Below are 17,726 nucleotides of genomic sequence, written 5' to 3'. Positions count from 1 at the left end.
AATTTATAACACTTTGGAGTTGTAAAAGTCCAAATACGCTTCGGAAAAGGAATCCTTATTGTGAAAGTTTAACACTGGCTTATCCCATTTTTTAAGATAATCTTCCAATTCCTGAGGAATTTCTTCCGAGCCAATAATTGCAGCATCTGAGTGCGCAATCGCTACGCGCATGATGCTGTTGTAATCGGCTTCGTTTAATTCCTCCAGGGCATCACCTTCAATTCCGTCGAACTTAACCTTCTCAACCATGGAACTATCTAACGTTCCATCAAAGCCGGTATTGTAAACGGAGGTCACAATCTTACTGTTCTCAAAAAGTGGTTCTTCTTTGTAGTATTGACGCAAGTAAAGCGGAAACAAAGAAGCCAACCAACCGTGAACATGAATAATATCCGGAGCCCAATTGAGCTTTTTCACGGTTTCAATAACTCCCTTCGCGAAGAAAATCGCACGTTCGTCATTATCTGGGAATAGGTTTCCATCTTCATCGGCAAAGGTTGCCTTGCGTTTGAAGTACTCTTCATTGTCAATAAAGTAAACCTGCATACGTTCCTTTGGGATCGATGCTACTTTAATGATCAATGGCATGTCCATATCATTAATTACTAGGTTCATTCCGGACAAGCGGATCACCTCGTGTAATTGGTGGCGTCTCTCATTGATATTGCCGTAACGCGGCATAAAAATTCGAATCTGGCCTGAATTGTTGTTTACTAAACGGGGGGCTTCAAACGACATCGAAGAAATCTCGGTCTCTGGCAAATACGGAATTACTTCAGAAGACACATACAAGATTCTTTTATCTTTCATACAGAATTGTTAATTAGTGATGTTTTTCAAAAACTTTGCAAAATTACGAAAATTTATGCAGATTCCCGCTAAACTCTTAATTTTGCGGGCTTTCTAGCAGCTACCTATGGCACTTTGTAATTCTACATCGAGTTTAACGCAAACCCTAGCGCCGTGGCGCGAGCGGGGAGGGAAGATCGGTTTTGTTCCATCCATGGGGGCGCTCCACGACGGACACGGTTCTTTAGTCGCCCAAGCTTTGTCAGAAAACGACTGCGTTGTGGTGAGTATTTTTGTCAATCCTACCCAGTTCAACAATGCTGCTGATCTGGAAAAATATCCTCGCCCTTTTGAACAGGATTTAGCTTTTTTGAAAGCTATTGACCCTAAGATCGTAGTTTTTGCGCCAGAGGCAACAGAGCTCTATCAAGGTGAAGTGCAATCTAAAGCTTATCGCTTTGGCCCTATCGCTTCAGAAATGGAAGGTCGTCACCGACCGGGACATTTTGACGGCGTTGGCACCGTTTTGAATTTGCTCTTCCGCGCTGTGGAGCCGACAAACGCTTATTTTGGCGAAAAGGATTTTCAACAATTGCAGATTGTTCGCAAGCTTGTGGAATTAGAAAAACTCCCGGTGAATATCATCGGCTGTGCCATTTACCGTGCGGACAATGGTTTGGCCATGAGCTCTAGAAATCGCAGATTGACTCCGGAGCAATTAGAGGCTGCTCCTTTCATTTTTAAAATACTGAAGCAGGCGCAAAAAGACTTTGATAAAAAATCAATTCCAGCAATAGTTCGCGAGGCCGAGGCTGCTTTTGCGGCCCACCCTATTTTAGAGTTAGAGTATTTTGAGATCGCTGGAATTCACAATTTAAAAACCGCCTACAGAAAACACCCAAGCAATACCTATCGCGCTTTTGTCGCTGCCTTTGCCGGAGAGGTAAGGTTGATTGACAATATGGGACTTAACTAGGGTAAAATTAATACCTTTACACCATGCAAATTCACGTAGTAAAATCAAAGATCCATCGGGTAAAAGTTACCGGAGCTGATCTTAACTATATAGGCAGTATTACCATAGATGAAGATTTAATGGACGCTGCAAATATTGTTCAGGGAGAGAAGGTGCAGATCGTAAACAACAACAATGGAGAGCGTTTGGAAACCTACGCTATTCCTGGCCCTCGCAATAGCGGAGAGATCACTCTAAACGGCGCTGCCGCTCGTAAAGTAGCTCCGGGAGATATCTTGATCCTGATCACTTATGCCATCATGAGCATCGAAGAGGCAAAAGAGTTCAAACCGGCATTAGTCTTCCCGAACGAAGAGAACAACCTCCTTCAATAGCACTTAAAGTTTGAAAAAAGGCCTGCTTAAATTCCTAAAAGTTGGAGTTCCAATAGGAATTGGAGTCGCCTTGATATGGATCTCTTTGAGTAAAATGGGCCCTGATGCCCGAGCTGCGCTTTGGAAAAACATCAAAACGGCCGACCCTTTTTGGATTGGGGTTTCTTTATTGTTGGGCTTTGTCAGTCACTTTATTAGAGCCTACCGCTGGAAATACTTATTGGAACCATTGGGTTGCCAGCCTCGATTAGGCAATAGCTTTATGGCTGTAATGGTTGCCTATGTGGCAAATCTGGGAATTCCTCGTTCTGGTGAGGTCCTAAGAGCTGTGACTATTTCACGCTATGAAAAGGTGCGTTTTGAACAAGCCTTTGGCACCATCATCTCTGAACGTGTTGCAGACCTGATCCTTTTAATCATTGTTGTAGCCACTGCTTTTGGGCTACAAAGCGGCAATCTGCTCAATTATTTTGAAAGTCAAAATGTAAATCCACTTTGGGCTGTAGCTGCTATTGCATTTGGTTTTATTGGGCTCATCGTGGGAATTAGGATCATTAAGCACAGTAAAAACCGTTGGATCCAAAGGCTCAACACCTTTTTGACGGGGATTTTAGAGGGCACCAAGAGTATCCTCAACATGAAGAATAAGAGCGCATTCATTTTTCAGACGCTTCTGATCTGGGTATTCTACATACTGATGTTTTGGGTGATCAAATTCGCCGTACCCAATATGAATGAAACTCCTTGGGGCACCATAATGGTGGCTTTTGTAGCAGGTAGTTTTTCCATGTCTACAACCAATGGAGGCTTGGGCATCTTTCCCTATCCACTCATCATTGGAGCTGTGTTTGCCTTTTCGGGAATACCTCAAGAACAAGGAGAAGCTTATGGCTGGGTGATCTGGGGCTCACAAACTGTGCTCAATATTATCATCGGTGGTGCTTCCTTCTTACTGCTGCCGATATTCAATGCCAAGAAATAATTTTTTACCTTACGGGACATAATTAACTAAGTCCCTTATCATGAAGCGTATTTTAGTACTGCTGCTTTTGGCAGTGAGCACCTCCGGAATGCTCCAAGCCCAAGTTGTTTATGAAGAGTTTGCCTCCGAGCGTTTGGGGGAAAACCGAAAGCTCAAAATTCAACTTCCCCGTTCTTACAATTCCGAAGAAGATAAAGTATACCCTATAGTGATTGCCCTAGACGGTAATTACCTCTTTGAACCTGTCGCCGGGAATGTAGACTATTATTCCTACTGGGAAGATATGCCAGAAGCTATTGTGGTTGGTATTATGCAAACGGGTGATGAGCGTTATGATGATTGTTATTACGATGATACTGAATTCTTTCCTGCAGATACCGGCGCGGCCTTTTTTGAATTTGTGGGGATGGAATTGATTCCATTTTTGGACGACAATTATCGAACGGCAAAGTTTGTTATTGCCGTAGGACACGATTTTACAGCCAACTTCATCAACTACTATTTGTTTAAGGAGCCACCACTATTCCAAGGATATATTTCACTGAGTCCTGATCTAGCTCCGCTGATGGATGAGCGCTTGGCTGAAAGACTTCCGAGCATTGAAGATAAGATCTTCTACTACTTGGCTACAGGAACTGACGATGTAAAAGACCTGATGGACATCTCTGTTGACCTCAATGAACGACTAAAGGTCATTGACAGTCCCAACCTGAAATACTACTTTGACAATTTTGACGGAGCCACCCACTATTCCTTAGTTGGGCGTGCTATCCCTCGAGCGTTGGAGCAGATCTTTCAAGTGTATCGTCCCATCAGCAAGAAGGAATACAAAGAGGTGTTGCTCAAACTTCCCGGTTCGCCTTATGATTATTTAATGGAAAAGTACGGGACCATCAAAGAGCTATTTGGTTTGGAAAACACCATTCGTGTAAAAGACATTATTGCGGTCGCAACGGCTGCGGAGAAGACTCAGAAATGGGAAGCCTTAGGAGAAATTGCCAAACTGGCCAGAAGTCAGTATCCGGATACCGTTTTGGGTGATTACTACTTAGCCCGCCATTATGAAGAAATGGGTGAACCCAAAAAGGCCATGCGAACCTATCAAGGCGCTTATGACAAAGAAGAGGTTGATTTCATTACTATAGACCTCATGTTAGATAAAGCCGACAAGATCAAAGAAGATTTTGGATGGTAAAAAAAAGCCCTGCATCTGCAGGGCTTTTTAATTACTACTGCACCACAATTTGCGTTACCTGCCATGTCCCAGCAGTTTGATAGTGCAGCAGATAGGTAGCTTTGGGAAAGTGCCACCGAAAATTAATCCAATACCATATACTACAGCTATATTTTTAGTGAAACAGTCCTTTTTTTTAGTGAAGTAATATGCTGGCATTGTCTTCAGTCAAAAAGATGTCTTTTTCAATTTCTCCGAGCGCAGAAATATGACTATTTTCGGGATTGATATGGCCAAAACCAAAACAGCATTTTTTTGTCAGAATTGCGGCGCCCAATACGCCAAGTGGCAAGGGCAGTGTAATTCCTGCAAACAGTGGAACACCATCAATGAAGAGGTGATCCAAAAGGCCGATAAATCAAAATCCTGGGAAGCGGAAACCGTCAGCAGTAAACGCGCACCGAAACCAGGGATGATTTCGGAGATCTCCTTAGAAGCTCAAAAACGAATTGCCACAGGTAACATGGAATTGGAGCGTGTTCTTGGAGGCGGATTGGTTCCAGGGTCTTTAGTTCTTTTGGGAGGAGAACCTGGTATTGGAAAAAGTACGCTTATGCTGCAAGTTGCATTGCAACTCAAGGCCAAGACCTTATACGTATCCGGAGAAGAAAGTGCTCAGCAAATCAAAATGCGAGCTTCTCGCTTAGCAGAAAACACCGACCATTGTCTCATCCTGACCGAAACACAAACCCAACAGATCTTTAGACATATCGGGGAAGTACAACCGGAGATATTAGTGATAGACTCGGTGCAAACCATTCATACCAATCATATTGAAAGTGGTGCGGGCAGTATTTCGCAGATCAGAGAGAGCACCTCAGAATTACTGCAATTTGCCAAAGAGACCAATACTCCTGTAATTCTCATTGGACACATTACCAAGGACGGGAATATTGCAGGGCCAAAGATTTTAGAACACATGGTGGATACCGTGCTTCAATTTGAAGGCGATAGAAATCATGTATACCGCTTGCTGAGAGCCCATAAGAACCGTTTTGGCTCCACCAATGAACTTGGAATCTTTGAAATGCAAAGCACGGGATTGCGTGAAGTCACCAATCCATCTGAAATCCTGTTATCACAATTCACGGAACCTATGAGTGGCACCGCAGTTGCTGCCACACTTGAAGGAATGCGACCTTTACTGATTGAGGTTCAAGCCTTGGTCAGCAGCGCAGTATACGGCACACCTCAAAGGTCTGCAACCGGATTTAATGTGAAACGACTCAATATGCTCTTGGCAGTTTTAGAGAAAAGAGCCGGATTTAAACTGGGGGCAAAAGATGTGTTTTTAAACATTACTGGAGGTATCCGAGTGGAAGATCCCGCTATAGACCTGGCGCTCGCCGCTGCAATCTTGTCATCCAATGTTGATATTGCTATAGACCGATCGCAATGCTTTGCTGCCGAGGTGGGATTGTCTGGAGAGGTCAGAGCAGTTACTCGAATTGAACAACGCATCTCCGAGGCAGAAAAACTCGGCTTTGAACGCATTGTAATTTCCGATCAAAACAAAGTCAATCCAGGAGATTATTCCATTGATGTGGTCAAAATAGCCAAAGTTGCTGATCTGGTTCGAATTCTCTTTGGCTAAGCCGCCGGATTCGGCATTTTGCTGTGTACCTCATTGATGGCGCGGATGACCTCATCAGAAAGTTGAATATCGATACTTTCTATATTCTCTTTTAGCTGACTCAAACTAGTCGCACCAATGATGTTAGAGGTCATAAACGGTCTGTCGTTTACGAATGCAAGCGCCATTTGGGTTAGGCTCATTCCGTGCTGTTCTGCAATGTTCTTATACTCTTGAGTTGCTGCCAGAGAGGCGTCTCCATTGTATCGGTTGTAATTAGGAAACAAAGTAACTCGAGCTCCCTCAGGCATGGCTCCATTCAAATATTTTCCAGACAATACTCCAAAGGCCAATGGCGAATACGCCAAGTATCCAATGTCTTCCATTTGCAAAACTTCAGAGAGGCCAATCTCATCTCTGCGCTGCAATAAACTGTAAGCATTCTGAGTAGAAACAATTTTGAGTTTCCCCTTGCGGTGCTCTTCCATATAGCGCATCAATCCAAAGGGTGTTTCATTACTTACGGCGATATGTCTGATCTTCCCAGACTTCACATGCCCTTCCAATCGATCTAAGATCTCCCCAATATTGTCTTCCCAACGTGCATTGGGTGCGTGGTTATAATCGCGAACTCCAAAGATATTAACCGCTCTTTCCGGCCAATGGAGTTGATAAAGGTCGATATAATCCGTCTTTAAACGCGTCAAAGATTTGTGTAAGGCATCCTCTAAAGCATCCGCAGAAAAACCAAGATTGGGTCTAATATGTTTAAAAGTAGGACTCGGCCCGGCAATCTTGGTAGCCAAGATCACTTGATCACGATTCCCGCGCTCAGCAAACCAATTTCCAATAATGGTCTCTGTGCTTCCCTGAGTTTCTGCTCGGCCCGGCACGGAATACATCTCCGCAGTGTCAATAAAGTTAACACCCATATCCAAGGCCATATCCATCTGTGCAAAACCTTCTTCTTGGGAATTTTGCTCCCCCCAGGTCATGCTGCCAAGGCAGATCTTACTTACTTCAATTCCAGTTCCAGGAAGTTCTTTATATCTCATAATGCAATTCTACTTTTTAGTATGGTCAACACTCGCTATTTGGGAATATTCAAATGGGCAAGGCTTTCACCGGTCTTAACTTCTATTTCTTTGATCAACTGCGGAAATCCCACAAGATGCAGTGGCGCTATAATCTTTTGGTTGGACGAAAAGATTCGTAATTCCCTACGCTGTACAGCATATTTCACCTGCGAGATTTGATCCCACAAAATTGTTTTCTCTTTTTTAGATTGTGCAAACAAAAAGGCCATCAAAGCAGTGACTACTATTATCGGCAGATAATTCAAAAAAGCATCCATGACCTACTCCAATTAAAATCCAAGCTCCACCATATGCGGACAGTGATCACTGTGCACCGCCTCTGATAAAATTACAGCCCGTTTAATGTTCTCTTTCAAGGGTTCTGAAACCAAATTGTAGTCAATACGCCAACCTTTGTTATTGGCTCTTGAATTAGCGCGATAGCTCCACCAGGTATAGTTATGCGGTTCCTTATTGAGGTGTCTGAATGAATCTACAAAACCACTTTTCATAAAAGCATCCAGCCACGCGCGTTCCTCTGGTAAGAACCCAGAAACCTTTTTGTTGCGCACCGGATCGTGGATATCAATAGCTTCGTGACAGATGTTGTAGTCCCCTCCAATCACCAAGTTGGGAACTTCTTCTCGCAAGCCATCGATATAGGCTCTAAAGTCATCCATATACTTGAATTTGAATCCAAGACGGGCGTCATTGGTCCCACTAGGCAAATAAAGACTCATCACAGAAACATCCTCAAAATCCACACGCAGATTACGCCCTTCAATATCCATATAATCGATTCCCGTCCCATAAACCACATTTTTTGGCTCTTCTTTGCAAAGCACCGCTACTCCACTGTAGCCTTTCTTTTCTGCACTGAACCAATAGTGATAGGGATAACCCGCAGCTTCTAAAGCAGCAGTGTCTACCTGCTCTTGCATGGCCTTGGTTTCTTGGATTAAAAACACATCCGGATTTGCAGCCTGCAACCAGTCCGTAAGGCCTTTGTTCATGGCTGCGCGGATACCGTTGACGTTATAGGAGATGATCTTCATAAAATAAGTTGTTATTGCCAGGGCAGAAGAGCGACTATCCTTGAAAAATAGTACGGCTGGCCAATATGCTAAGTTAAGACAGTATTGTACATTTACTGAAGCGGTAAGTCATAAATTTTCATTAACAAATCAACAAAATAATTCTAGTTCCTTTCAGTTTTATATATAGCTTGATTAAATGCCTTAGGGTGCGCCAAACTATACTTGTAATCGTATTGCTGATCTGCCAGGGAACTTTTGCCCAGGATGGCCTGCGTCGTAGTATCCGTGTGGCAAAAAGTGACAGTATTGCCGTTGATTCTGTGAGTATAAACCCAAGTTATTTTGAGGTGTTTTCTTCGGAGGGAACTCGGCTAGATCAAACCGATTATGAAATAGACTTTACCCGCGCTACCCTGCGATTCAACAGCAGCGTTCAATCAGACAGCATTGAGATCAGATATCAACGCTATCCAGAGTTCCTGACCCGCAGATACGCCAACCTGGACCCGAACTTGATTGTGAGTAATTCGGGCAATATTGATCGATTATACAGCTTACAGCAAGCGACAACCCGGCGCAACAGCACCCCTTTTCAAGGCTTGAATGCTAACGGTAGCATTACCCGAGGCGTCACGATAGGGAACAATCAAAATGCGGTGGTCAATTCTGAATTGGATCTGCAAATCACCGGACGTTTGAGTGAAAAGGTTTCTATTCGCGCCTCTATTCAAGATGCCAATATTCCTACTCAAGAAGGTGGTTACTCCCAAAATCTAGACGAGTTTGACCAGATCTTTGTAGAGCTTTACGGTAAGAATTGGAACATTCGCGCTGGTGATATCAACCTGAATCAAAGCGGAACCTATTTTGGGAACTTTACCAAAAAGATCCAAGGGATCTCCATTGGTGGAACCCTAACGCATAAAGACAGCAGTGAGACCCATTTTGGAGTTGCTGGCGCTTTGGTTCGCGGGGTTTTTAGCAGAAGCACCTTTGCAGGGCAAGAAGGTAACCAGGGTCCTTATAAACTGGTTGGTCCAAACGGGGAATTGTTCATTTTGATCATTTCTGGCAGTGAGCGCGTCTTTGTGAACGGACTGCTTTTGGAGCGCGGCGAGAACAAAGACTACGTGATTGATTACAATGCGGGAGAGGTCAGATTCAACCCAACCTTCCCCATCAATGCTTCCATGCGAATTGTGGTGGAATATCAATTCACAGACCGCAATTACACGCGCTTTATCGGCTACGGAAACGGCGGTTACAGCAATGATAACTTTCAGATCAGCGCTTATGCCTACAGCGAATCCGACGCTAAAAATCAGCCGCTCCAACAAAACCTAACGGAAGAACAAGTAGGCGTGCTGCAAAATGCAGGAGACGATCTGAGCCTGATGAACGCACCTTCTGCAGTTCCTGACACCTTCTCAGAAAACAAGATTCTCTATAGAAGAGAGACCATTGCCGGCATTGAGGCCTTTGTGTTCTCTGACAATCCGGATGATGAGCTCTTCAATGTGCGTTTTTCATTTGTGGGAGCCAATAACGGGAACTACGTGATCCAATCAGAAAATACCATCAGCAGGATCTTTGAATTTGTCCCGCCCGTTGGAGGAGTGCCTCAAGGAGACTATGAACCCGTAGTGCCTCTGGTAGCTCCAACCCTACTGCAGGTTGGCGGAATTCACGGAAGCTATAGCCCTACTAAAAAGACGCAAATCGGCTTTGAACTCAGCGCCAGTAGAAACGACCGCAACCTCTTTTCTGATATTGATGACAACGATAATAATGGGCTAGCTGCCCGTCTAACTTTAGCACAAGCTTTAGTGCGTAAAGACAGTCTGGCCACACGCTTGGATGCCTTTGCCAATATCAACTACCTCCAAGAAGAATATCAGTCCATTGAGCGCTTATTTAATGTGGAATTTACCCGAGACTGGAACCTGCTAATGCCCACAGGAGATCAAACCTATGCCATTGGAGGTCTTGAAGGAGCGCTAAAGAAATGGGGAGCTGCCCGTTACGAATTTCAATATTTAGATTTTGACGGAAGCTTTAACGGTTCACGCCATGTGCTGAATAGCAATCTGCTACACAAAAACACTCAAGCCTTTATCAATGCCAGTGTTTTGAGTAGTTCTGGAGATAGTTTAAAATCTGATTTTGCCCGTGTGTTTGTCAATACACGTCAAAATTTAGGAGCCTACTGGGTGGGTGGTAAGTTCAATTTTGAGGACAACCAACAACGAGCCACACCCAACGATTCCCTCACTCCCTTGAGTCAAAAATTCACGGAATACCAAGCCTATGCCGGGGTTGGAGACTCTACCAAAGTCTATGTGGAAATTGGTTATATCAATCGCGTTACAGACAGTGTGGTGAGCAATCAACTACAACGTGTAGCCAGTGCTGAATCCTACTATGCAAAAACCAAGATCTTCAATACTCAGGCTACGCAATTAAGCCTGATTGCCAATTACCGACGCACGCGCTTCGATCAGACTGACATGCCTGATGAACAAGTGCTCAATGGACGTTTGAGTTACAATCAACGCCTATGGAAAGGTGCAGTAGTAGGGACCACGCTTTTTGAATCCAACAGCGGTGTGATTCCGCAGCAAGAATTCACTTATGTGGCCGTTGAACCCGGACAAGGAATCTATACCTGGAACGATTATAACGAGAACGGGATTCAGGAATTGGATGAATTTGAGATCGCACAATTTCAAGATGAGGCAGAATATGTACGCGTGCTGCTACCCAACAGAACCTTTGTGCCCATCAACCAAAACGCTTTTAGTCAAAGCATCACCTTGCAACCCAAGCAATGGGCCAACAGTGAGAACAAGTTCAAAAAGATCCTTTCTCAGTTCTATAATCAAGCCTCTTATTTGATTGATCGCAGTGTGCGTAGAAACGAAGGTCGATTCAAGATCAACCCTTTTGAAGATGCGGGAGATGATCAATTAGGGCTTCAACTCAACTTTAAAAACGTACTGTTCTTCAATCGCGGGAAACAACGTTATACAACGAGTTATACCTACCTCAGCACAGCAAACAAAAACTTACTGGCCACGGGATTGCAGGAAAATAGACTCAGTAGTCATCAGCTTAACTTCAATCATAAGATCGGTACTTTCTTTTTGCTCAACGCGAGAAGTACTTGGTCTGACAGCGAGAGTTTGGCGGAAAACTTCCCCAGTAGAAATTTTGAGATTCAAACAGAGACCTACAATCCAAAACTCTCCTATTTGTGGAATAAAACTACACGCTTGGACGTTGGCTATACCTTTACGGGAAAATCCAACGCCTTGGGAGAAGAGGCTCTTGATCAACATCGATTCACGGTACTTTTTGCCTATAATAAATCACAAAATTCATCCATTACGGCAGAATTCAACTATATCGATAACAGCTTTAGCGGGAGTGCGTTCTCTCCAGTGGCTTATCAAATTCTGGAAGGCCTACAACCGGGAACCAACTTTACTTGGAACCTTTTACTCCAACAAAAGATCACCAAATACCTAGATGCAAACCTCTCCTACTTTGGGAGAAAAAGTGAGCAAAGCAAGGCCATACATACGGGTAGCGTGCAATTGAGAGCGTTTTTCTAGTTCGGTACGTTCTTTGTACTTTGCATATGAAAACCACCGCATATGAAACCATTACTCGCGCTTTTTGCCTTAGCTTTTTGCCTTTCTGCCTCTTGTATTTCGAGTCAGCAAGCTACAACTTCTGAGGCCGACAAAGCCGCTAAAACACAAATGATGACCGAAGCTGGATTTACCGCCGCCACTGTAATTGTACAACCGCAAGAAGCGGGCTGTCCCGTGGTGATCAAATTAGAAAACGAATACCTGGACCCTATTGATCTGAAGGAAGAATTTAAAATTGATCAATTGGAAGTTTGGGTAAAATTCAGCCGCCTAAGACGCATGAACCGCTGTGACATGGCGGGTCCTGTCAGTATTTCTGAGATACAAAAAAAGGCGGAATAAAATTCCGCCTTCTAGGGTTGGTTGGTTAGTTAATTACTTAACTATAATACGCTTAACCTTTCCGTAGTTGGCATTACCAACACGTACTAAGTAAACGCCTGAAGATACGTAAGACATATCTAATGTGTAGGTGAAAGTTCCTCCTTGATTAGCAATCATATTAGAAAGAATCTTTTGACCCATTACGTTGTGTACCTGAATGTTTAGGTCGCTTGTAATTTGAGGGTTGCTCAAAGTAATTTCAAACACTTCTTGGTTTGAGCTTGTGATGATCAAGTCTGCATCAGCAATACCTTGCTCATCTACACCCAATACTCCAGTTACGTTTGCAGTAAAGTCGTTTGTTCTACCAAATGCAAGATCGTCACAAGGATCCAATACGTTACCAGCTTGGTCAGTATCTTCTCCACGAACACGCATCAAGTGCTCACCAGTATTTAAACCAGGGAATACAGATAGATCAATATTGAATGGGAAGTCAGTATCTGCGTTTGGTACGCTTCCAGTCTCAACGATTTCAGTTGGCTCAAAAACGAAGTTATCGTTCCAGTCAATCCACATTGCGTAAGATGAATCTGGCCATCCCATTTGAAGAACTCCATCATATGGATTGTCTTCTAGCACAAAGTTAAATACGATATCTGTGTTGTCCGTATATCCAGAAGAGCTACAGTCAACCATAAGGTCTTGATCTGCCAATTGAAGCATAGTCACACCATCGTTGAATCCTTCACAGTTACTTTCTGGTTGACAAACAGTGTTTTCAACCTCAACAGTGATAGCATCATTAGTAGTGTCAGCATCACCAGCCAAAGAAGTGCCTACAACAAACTCGTAAACGGCAAGTGCAGACAGATCTGCAGTTGCAGTAAAGGTGTAGGTGTCGGTTTCACCCGTGTCGATAGAACCAGTCCAAGTCTCTGTAATCGGTGCACCACCATCAATTGAGTAGGATACTGGGATAGACGTTTGTGGCTCCCCACCAAAGTTAGTGATCGTTACCGTTACCGTTTCAGCAGCTGTCAATCCAGATCCTGAAGTCGGGCTGTTTAGTGCAGTAACACCAACATCATTTGCATCTAGGTAAGTAACATCTTTAGAAACCTCATCGTTGTCTGGGAACTCGTCACCAGCAAGATCTGTTCTAGCAGTCACCGTATAAGTAGTTCCAATAGTTCCTAGGTCTGCAGTTGCAGTGAACGTATAAGATACAGTCTCTCCAGATCCAACAGGACCAGGAACAAGCTCACTTACAGGTGCTCCACCATCAACAGAGAAAGAAACAGGAATATCAGTTTGAGGAAGGATACCAAAGTTTCTAACCAATACTTCAACAGTCTCAGTAGTACTCAAGGTTCCGTCACTTGGCTGAACAATTGCTACAACTCCAGTGTCGTTGTCAAATTCAGCAGCTAGTTTAAATACACCAACAATGTTAGCACGACCTCCTGAGATGATCTGCTCGTTGTTGAAGTAGAATGTTTGGTCATCAGATGGGTCAACATCAATCTTGCTGTAGTCACCTGCACGAAGGTTCGGGAAGTTTCCAGTACCTGGCTCGATCAAAGTCTCAGCTACAGACATAGTACCCATTGGGTCTGAAGACAAACGTCCAGTAAAGTAGCTACTAGCAAAAACAGTAGATGAAGTAGTTGGTCCTGACATACCCATGTATCCCATACCAATGTTACCTTGGTTGTCCATAATCATAGATCCCATCCAAGCGTGCTTTCCATCAGGAGCGTTGTACGTACCTTCTTGGAACAAAGACCAAGGCTGTCCGTCACCGTCTTGACGTAGTTCGATCCAACGAATACCAGCTAGTTTACCACCAGTTGGGTCTGTGTCTTCTACAAAATTGAAGATCGCAGAGTTATAAGTTGGGAACTTGCGGAATTGCGCCTGGTTCATGATAGTAGATTGAATCGCGTCGATCAATACACCTCCTGGCTGTGGCAAGTTAGAGAAAGATCCACCATCAAATACAGAAGTAAAAGGATCTAGTGGAATCTCTTGCTTCCCAGATACTGTAGAAGATCCTGGACTTGCCCAGTTAACATCAATCTCCCAAAGACCAATGTGGTCGTTTCCTGGATCTACTCCAGAGAAAGCATCGTCTTGTACAAATACAATTGGAAGAGATCCTGTAGCAGGAAGATCAGCGTTAGAAACGTTGAATGCCTGTGGGCTATAGAATCCATTAGTAGCGATATCTGGAAGACCAAAAGTGATGGTCTGTGCTCCAGGGTCACCCGCTAGCATTGCATCACGCTCAAGAGCGGTGATTCGCTGTGTTGGGTTCGCGTTGTTATCGGTGATGTAGTATCCATCACTCCAAACAGATAATTTTTGGTAGTCATTAATAGTCGATACTTCGTATACAAACCACCCAGCAGTTACAGGGTCTGGTCCATCAGATACAGCGATCTGAGCACCTCCACCTAAGAAAGTAACTACCCAACGATCTGCAGCGTTATCATAAGATACAGTCAAATCACAACATCCTGGATCTGGGAAAATATTCAATGGAGAAAGTTGTCCAGTTAATGGAGTTCCATCTTTTTCAAAAATTCTGAATCCAGTGTTGAATACTGCAAAGTAGTGGTTAGGTCCAATAGCTCCGGCAGGATCTGTTGGAGAAGAAGAAGTAAATGCGGCAGTAAATGAGAAGTCTACACCTCTTGTTGGAACAGCTCCTTCAAGAATATTTCTCTTTGATGCATTAAGTTCTGCATTGAAATCCACTCCTTTTCCAGGAACGGTCTTTACCCAGCTTGCGCGGATACGTCCATCTTGTACTTCGCGTGGATCGTCAACAGCAGGAATTAAGGATGAACGTGTGGATAATGGCTCCACATAAGTCATCTTATCTACTGTTCCAAATGACATCGGCCCCTCTTGCGCTTGAAGTGTCAACACTCCAAATAACAACAGCAGTACCGAAAGATAATTTTTCAGTCTCATGTTAAAGTTTAGTTTTTAGTCAGCACATTAATTAAAAAGTCATCTAATGTAAGGGCTTTCCACTAAATCAGCAACGAATTTGACCAATAATTTCGGCTCAAAACGACAAATATCATCTTGATTATCAGCACTCTAATCCAGAGACTTACATCAATTCTGAAGCAGTCATCTCTCTAAGAGCTTGAAAGTAAAGTTGTTAAAATTATCCTACTTAATAGCTAGGGATTACTTATCCAGCCAAGTCTTTACAGCAACGGCTTGACCAATAATTTTTGAGACTTCTGAGATCGCAACACGTTCTTGTTGCATAGAATCCCGATGTCTTATGGTTACCGTCTGATCTTCTAGGGATTGATGATCAATTGTAATACAGAACGGAGTCCCCAAAGCATCTTGTCTGCGGTAGCGACGTCCAACGGCGTCTTTTTCGTCGTAAAGCACGTTGAAATCCCACTGCAGGTCTTCTATTATGGACTTAGCCAAGTCTGGCAAACCATCCTTTTTAACTAAAGGAAGTACCGCGGCTTTAACTGGAGCTAACACTGCTGGTAACTTCAGGACTGTTCTTGAATTACCATCATCTAATTGCTCTTCTTCCAAACTGTGTGAAAGCACGGCCAGGAACATTCGATCCAAACCAATAGAGGTCTCCACCACATAAGGCACGTAGTTTTCTCCTAATTCCGGATCAAAGAACTGCAACTTCTTGCCTGAATGTTGCTCGTGGGCTTTCAAGTCAAAGTCTGTTCTGGAGTGAATTCCTTCCAACTCTTTGAAACCAAACGGGAAGTTGAATTCTATATCTGCTGCTGCATTGGCGTAGTGAGCGAGCTTTTCATGATCGTGGAAACGATAATTCTCCGCTCCCATTCCTAGGGAAAGGTGCCATTTTAGGCGCGTCTCCTTCCAGTACTCATACCATTTGAGTTCTTCTCCTGGACGCACAAAGAACTGCATCTCCATTTGTTCAAACTCACGCATTCTAAAGATGAATTGACGCGCAACAATCTCGTTTCTAAAGGCCTTTCCGGTTTGAGCAATTCCAAAAGGAATCTTCATACGGCCCGTTTTCTGCACGTTCAAGAAGTTTACAAAGATCCCCTGAGCGGTCTCTGGGCGCAAGTAAAGATCTGTTGCTGATTCTGCAGAAGCACCCAACTTAGTCCCAAACATCAAATTGAATTGCTTAACATCTGTCCAGTTCTTTGAACCAGAAACAGGATCTGCAATACCGAGCTCTTCAATCAAAGCCTTGACATCGGCCAAGTCTTCATTGTCTAAGGAACGCGCCATACGCTCTAAGATCTCTTTTTGTTGGGTCTTGTATTTGATCACTCGCGGATTGGTCTCCACAAATTGTTGCTCATCAAAACTATCGCCAAAGCGCTTTCGGGCTTTAGTGATCTCTTTTTGTGCTTTTTGATTGAGTTTCTCACAATAGTCTTCAATCAAAACATCGGCACGATAACGCTTCTTAGAATCTTTGTTATCAATAAGCGGATCGTTAAAGGCATCGACGTGACCCGAAGCCTTCCAAGTGGTTGGATGCATTAGAATCGCTGCATCGATACCCACTATATTCTGATGCATTTGCACCATGGATTTCCACCAGTATTCACGGATGTTCTTTTTGAGTTCGACTCCGTTTTGCGCATAGTCATAGACTGCGCTTAATCCGTCGTAGATCTCACTGGATCCGAAAATATAACCGTACTCTTTTGCGTGTGATACAACGCGTTTGAATTGATCGTCGTTTTGTGCCATGGCGCAAAAATAAAAAAAGCCACTACGATAGCATCGCAGTGGCTCTGTTTTTTTAATGGATCTTATTTACTTGAGGGTAAGGGTAGTTGAAGCAACTTGCTTAGCGCCGTCAAAAACATTGATCGTGTACAATCCGCTTACCAAATCTTCCTCGGCAGCATTGACCATCACACAGACATCCAACTCCTCATTCTCATAGAACACCTTAGTTGTAGCACTGTAGGTTAAAGAGGTGTCGTCTTCAAAGTTCATTACCGCCTTATCTCCCAAAACATTGTTCTTCGGGTTGATCACCTGCACCAAAAGCAAACGATCTCCTGGGCTGGCAATAGCATTTTCCGTTAAAGTAAAGCAAGAGCGCACCTTATCAGCACGACTTGCTCTGCGCGTGTCTACAATGCGTCCACTGTTTCTAACAATAACAGCTTCTGCAGCTAGATCAGCCACTTTGACTTCTGCCCCTTTAGCCACAGTCTCGGCTAGGGTTTGATTCTCAATGGCTACGGAATCTACTGTTCTCAATGTTTGAGAGAGAATGGTCGCGGTACTATCTCTTTCTGTCAAAAGCACTTGGTTTAAGGCAATAAGGCTGTCGGCACGCTTAAAGAGTTCTAGACGTTCCTTTTTTAGGCGTCCAATCTCTGAACGATAACGACGGATCAAGGCCATATTGGCTTCGGAATCTTTAACCGAATCCAAAAGCACCTCAATGCGCTGCTTGGCAGCCAAAAGGTCTTTGTCTTTAATATCATTCTCTTGGATTACCACATCGTATTCTTTGATGAGTGATTCCAATTCTGACTCGATCTTCACTTTGTCCTCGGTCAGGCTGTTGGTAGTTTCTCGGCTGCTGTTATACAGGCTTACCGTGTAGATACCCAATGCGATCAGTAAAAAGGCCAATACGCCAATTAGCACTTTAAATTTCGTTGTGCTGTTTTCTGTACTCATGATATAAT

Annotated in this window: 14 protein-coding genes; 7 read left to right on the top strand and 7 right to left on the bottom strand. The window is 43.7% G+C overall.

Annotated elements, in window-relative coordinates; translation table 11 throughout:
- Nucleotides 1-3: 3 nt before the first annotated feature.
- Nucleotides 4-810, bottom strand: a complete 807-nt coding sequence (locus tag HRT75_RS01810) for a glycogen/starch synthase (protein ID WP_291182297.1) — start codon at nt 808-810, stop codon at nt 4-6.
- A gap of 106 nt (nt 811-916) precedes the next feature.
- On the opposite strand from HRT75_RS01810, the gene panC reads away from it, so the two are divergent.
- The 5 genes from panC to radA all read left to right on the top strand — a co-directional run bounded on the left by panC (nt 917) and on the right by radA (nt 5,949).
- Nucleotides 917-1,765: a pantoate--beta-alanine ligase gene (gene panC / locus HRT75_RS01805; protein WP_291182296.1), complete on the top strand. Its 849-nt coding sequence runs from the start codon at nt 917-919 to the stop codon at nt 1,763-1,765.
- 23 nt (nt 1,766-1,788) lie between these two features.
- Nucleotides 1,789-2,139, top strand: coding sequence for an aspartate 1-decarboxylase (gene panD, locus HRT75_RS01800; protein WP_291182295.1), 351 nt, complete (start codon nt 1,789-1,791; stop codon nt 2,137-2,139).
- A 10-nt stretch (nt 2,140-2,149) separates the two neighbouring features.
- The gene (locus HRT75_RS01795) at nt 2,150-3,121 is read left to right on the top strand and encodes a lysylphosphatidylglycerol synthase transmembrane domain-containing protein (RefSeq protein ID WP_291182294.1); all 972 of its coding nucleotides are present in this window, start codon (nt 2,150-2,152) and stop codon (nt 3,119-3,121) included.
- A 40-nt stretch (nt 3,122-3,161) separates the two neighbouring features.
- Entirely contained in the window at nt 3,162-4,316 is a 1,155-nt protein-coding gene (locus HRT75_RS01790; RefSeq protein ID WP_291182293.1) for an alpha/beta hydrolase-fold protein, read from the top strand.
- Between the two features lie 268 nt (nt 4,317-4,584).
- Nucleotides 4,585-5,949, top strand: a complete 1,365-nt coding sequence (gene radA, locus HRT75_RS01785) for a DNA repair protein RadA (RefSeq protein ID WP_291182292.1) — start codon at nt 4,585-4,587, stop codon at nt 5,947-5,949.
- On the opposite strand, the gene HRT75_RS01780 is transcribed toward radA, so the two are convergent.
- Genes HRT75_RS01780 through HRT75_RS01770 form a run of 3 tightly spaced genes read right to left on the bottom strand, consistent with a single transcriptional unit; the run spans nt 5,946 to nt 8,059 of the window.
- The gene (locus tag HRT75_RS01780) at nt 5,946-6,983 is read right to left on the bottom strand and encodes an aldo/keto reductase (protein WP_291182291.1); all 1,038 of its coding nucleotides are present in this window, start codon (nt 6,981-6,983) and stop codon (nt 5,946-5,948) included. The two genes, radA and HRT75_RS01780, sit on opposite strands and share 4 nt — an antisense overlap.
- Before the next feature lie 35 nt (nt 6,984-7,018).
- Nucleotides 7,019-7,282 (bottom strand): hypothetical protein, encoded by a 264-nt coding sequence (locus HRT75_RS01775; protein WP_291182290.1) that lies wholly within the window; start codon nt 7,280-7,282, stop codon nt 7,019-7,021.
- Nucleotides 7,283-7,294: 12 nt separating this feature from the next.
- Nucleotides 7,295-8,059 carry an exodeoxyribonuclease III gene (locus HRT75_RS01770; RefSeq protein WP_291182289.1) on the bottom strand — a complete coding sequence of 255 codons (765 nt, stop codon included), beginning with the start codon at nt 8,057-8,059 and terminating at the stop codon, nt 7,295-7,297.
- Between the two features lie 188 nt (nt 8,060-8,247).
- Here HRT75_RS01770 and HRT75_RS01765 point away from each other — a divergent pair, with 188 nt between their 5' ends.
- Together HRT75_RS01765 and HRT75_RS01760 are read left to right on the top strand one after the other, a co-directional pair.
- Nucleotides 8,248-11,655 carry a hypothetical protein gene (locus tag HRT75_RS01765; RefSeq protein WP_291182288.1) on the top strand — a complete coding sequence of 1,136 codons (3,408 nt, stop codon included), beginning with the start codon at nt 8,248-8,250 and terminating at the stop codon, nt 11,653-11,655.
- Nucleotides 11,656-11,697: 42 nt separating this feature from the next.
- Nucleotides 11,698-12,039, top strand: a complete 342-nt coding sequence (locus HRT75_RS01760; RefSeq protein WP_291182287.1) for a hypothetical protein — start codon at nt 11,698-11,700, stop codon at nt 12,037-12,039.
- Nucleotides 12,040-12,072: 33 nt separating this feature from the next.
- On the opposite strand, the gene HRT75_RS01755 is transcribed toward HRT75_RS01760, so the two are convergent.
- The 3 genes from HRT75_RS01755 to HRT75_RS01745 form a co-directional block, all read right to left on the bottom strand.
- Entirely contained in the window at nt 12,073-15,003 is a 2,931-nt protein-coding gene (locus HRT75_RS01755; RefSeq protein WP_291182286.1) for a GEVED domain-containing protein, read from the bottom strand.
- A 225-nt stretch (nt 15,004-15,228) separates the two neighbouring features.
- Nucleotides 15,229-16,767, bottom strand: a complete 1,539-nt coding sequence (locus tag HRT75_RS01750; protein ID WP_291182285.1) for a glycine--tRNA ligase — start codon at nt 16,765-16,767, stop codon at nt 15,229-15,231.
- Nucleotides 16,768-16,833: 66 nt separating this feature from the next.
- Entirely contained in the window at nt 16,834-17,718 is an 885-nt protein-coding gene (locus HRT75_RS01745; RefSeq protein ID WP_291182284.1) for a hypothetical protein, read from the bottom strand.
- Nucleotides 17,719-17,726 lie beyond the last annotated feature (8 nt).

Source organism: Gilvibacter sp. (genome assembly GCF_013214815.1).
GTDB lineage: Bacteria > Bacteroidota > Bacteroidia > Flavobacteriales > Flavobacteriaceae > Gilvibacter.
The sequence above is the reverse complement of the archived record's forward strand: the minus strand, read 5'-3'. Positions and strand labels throughout refer to the sequence as shown.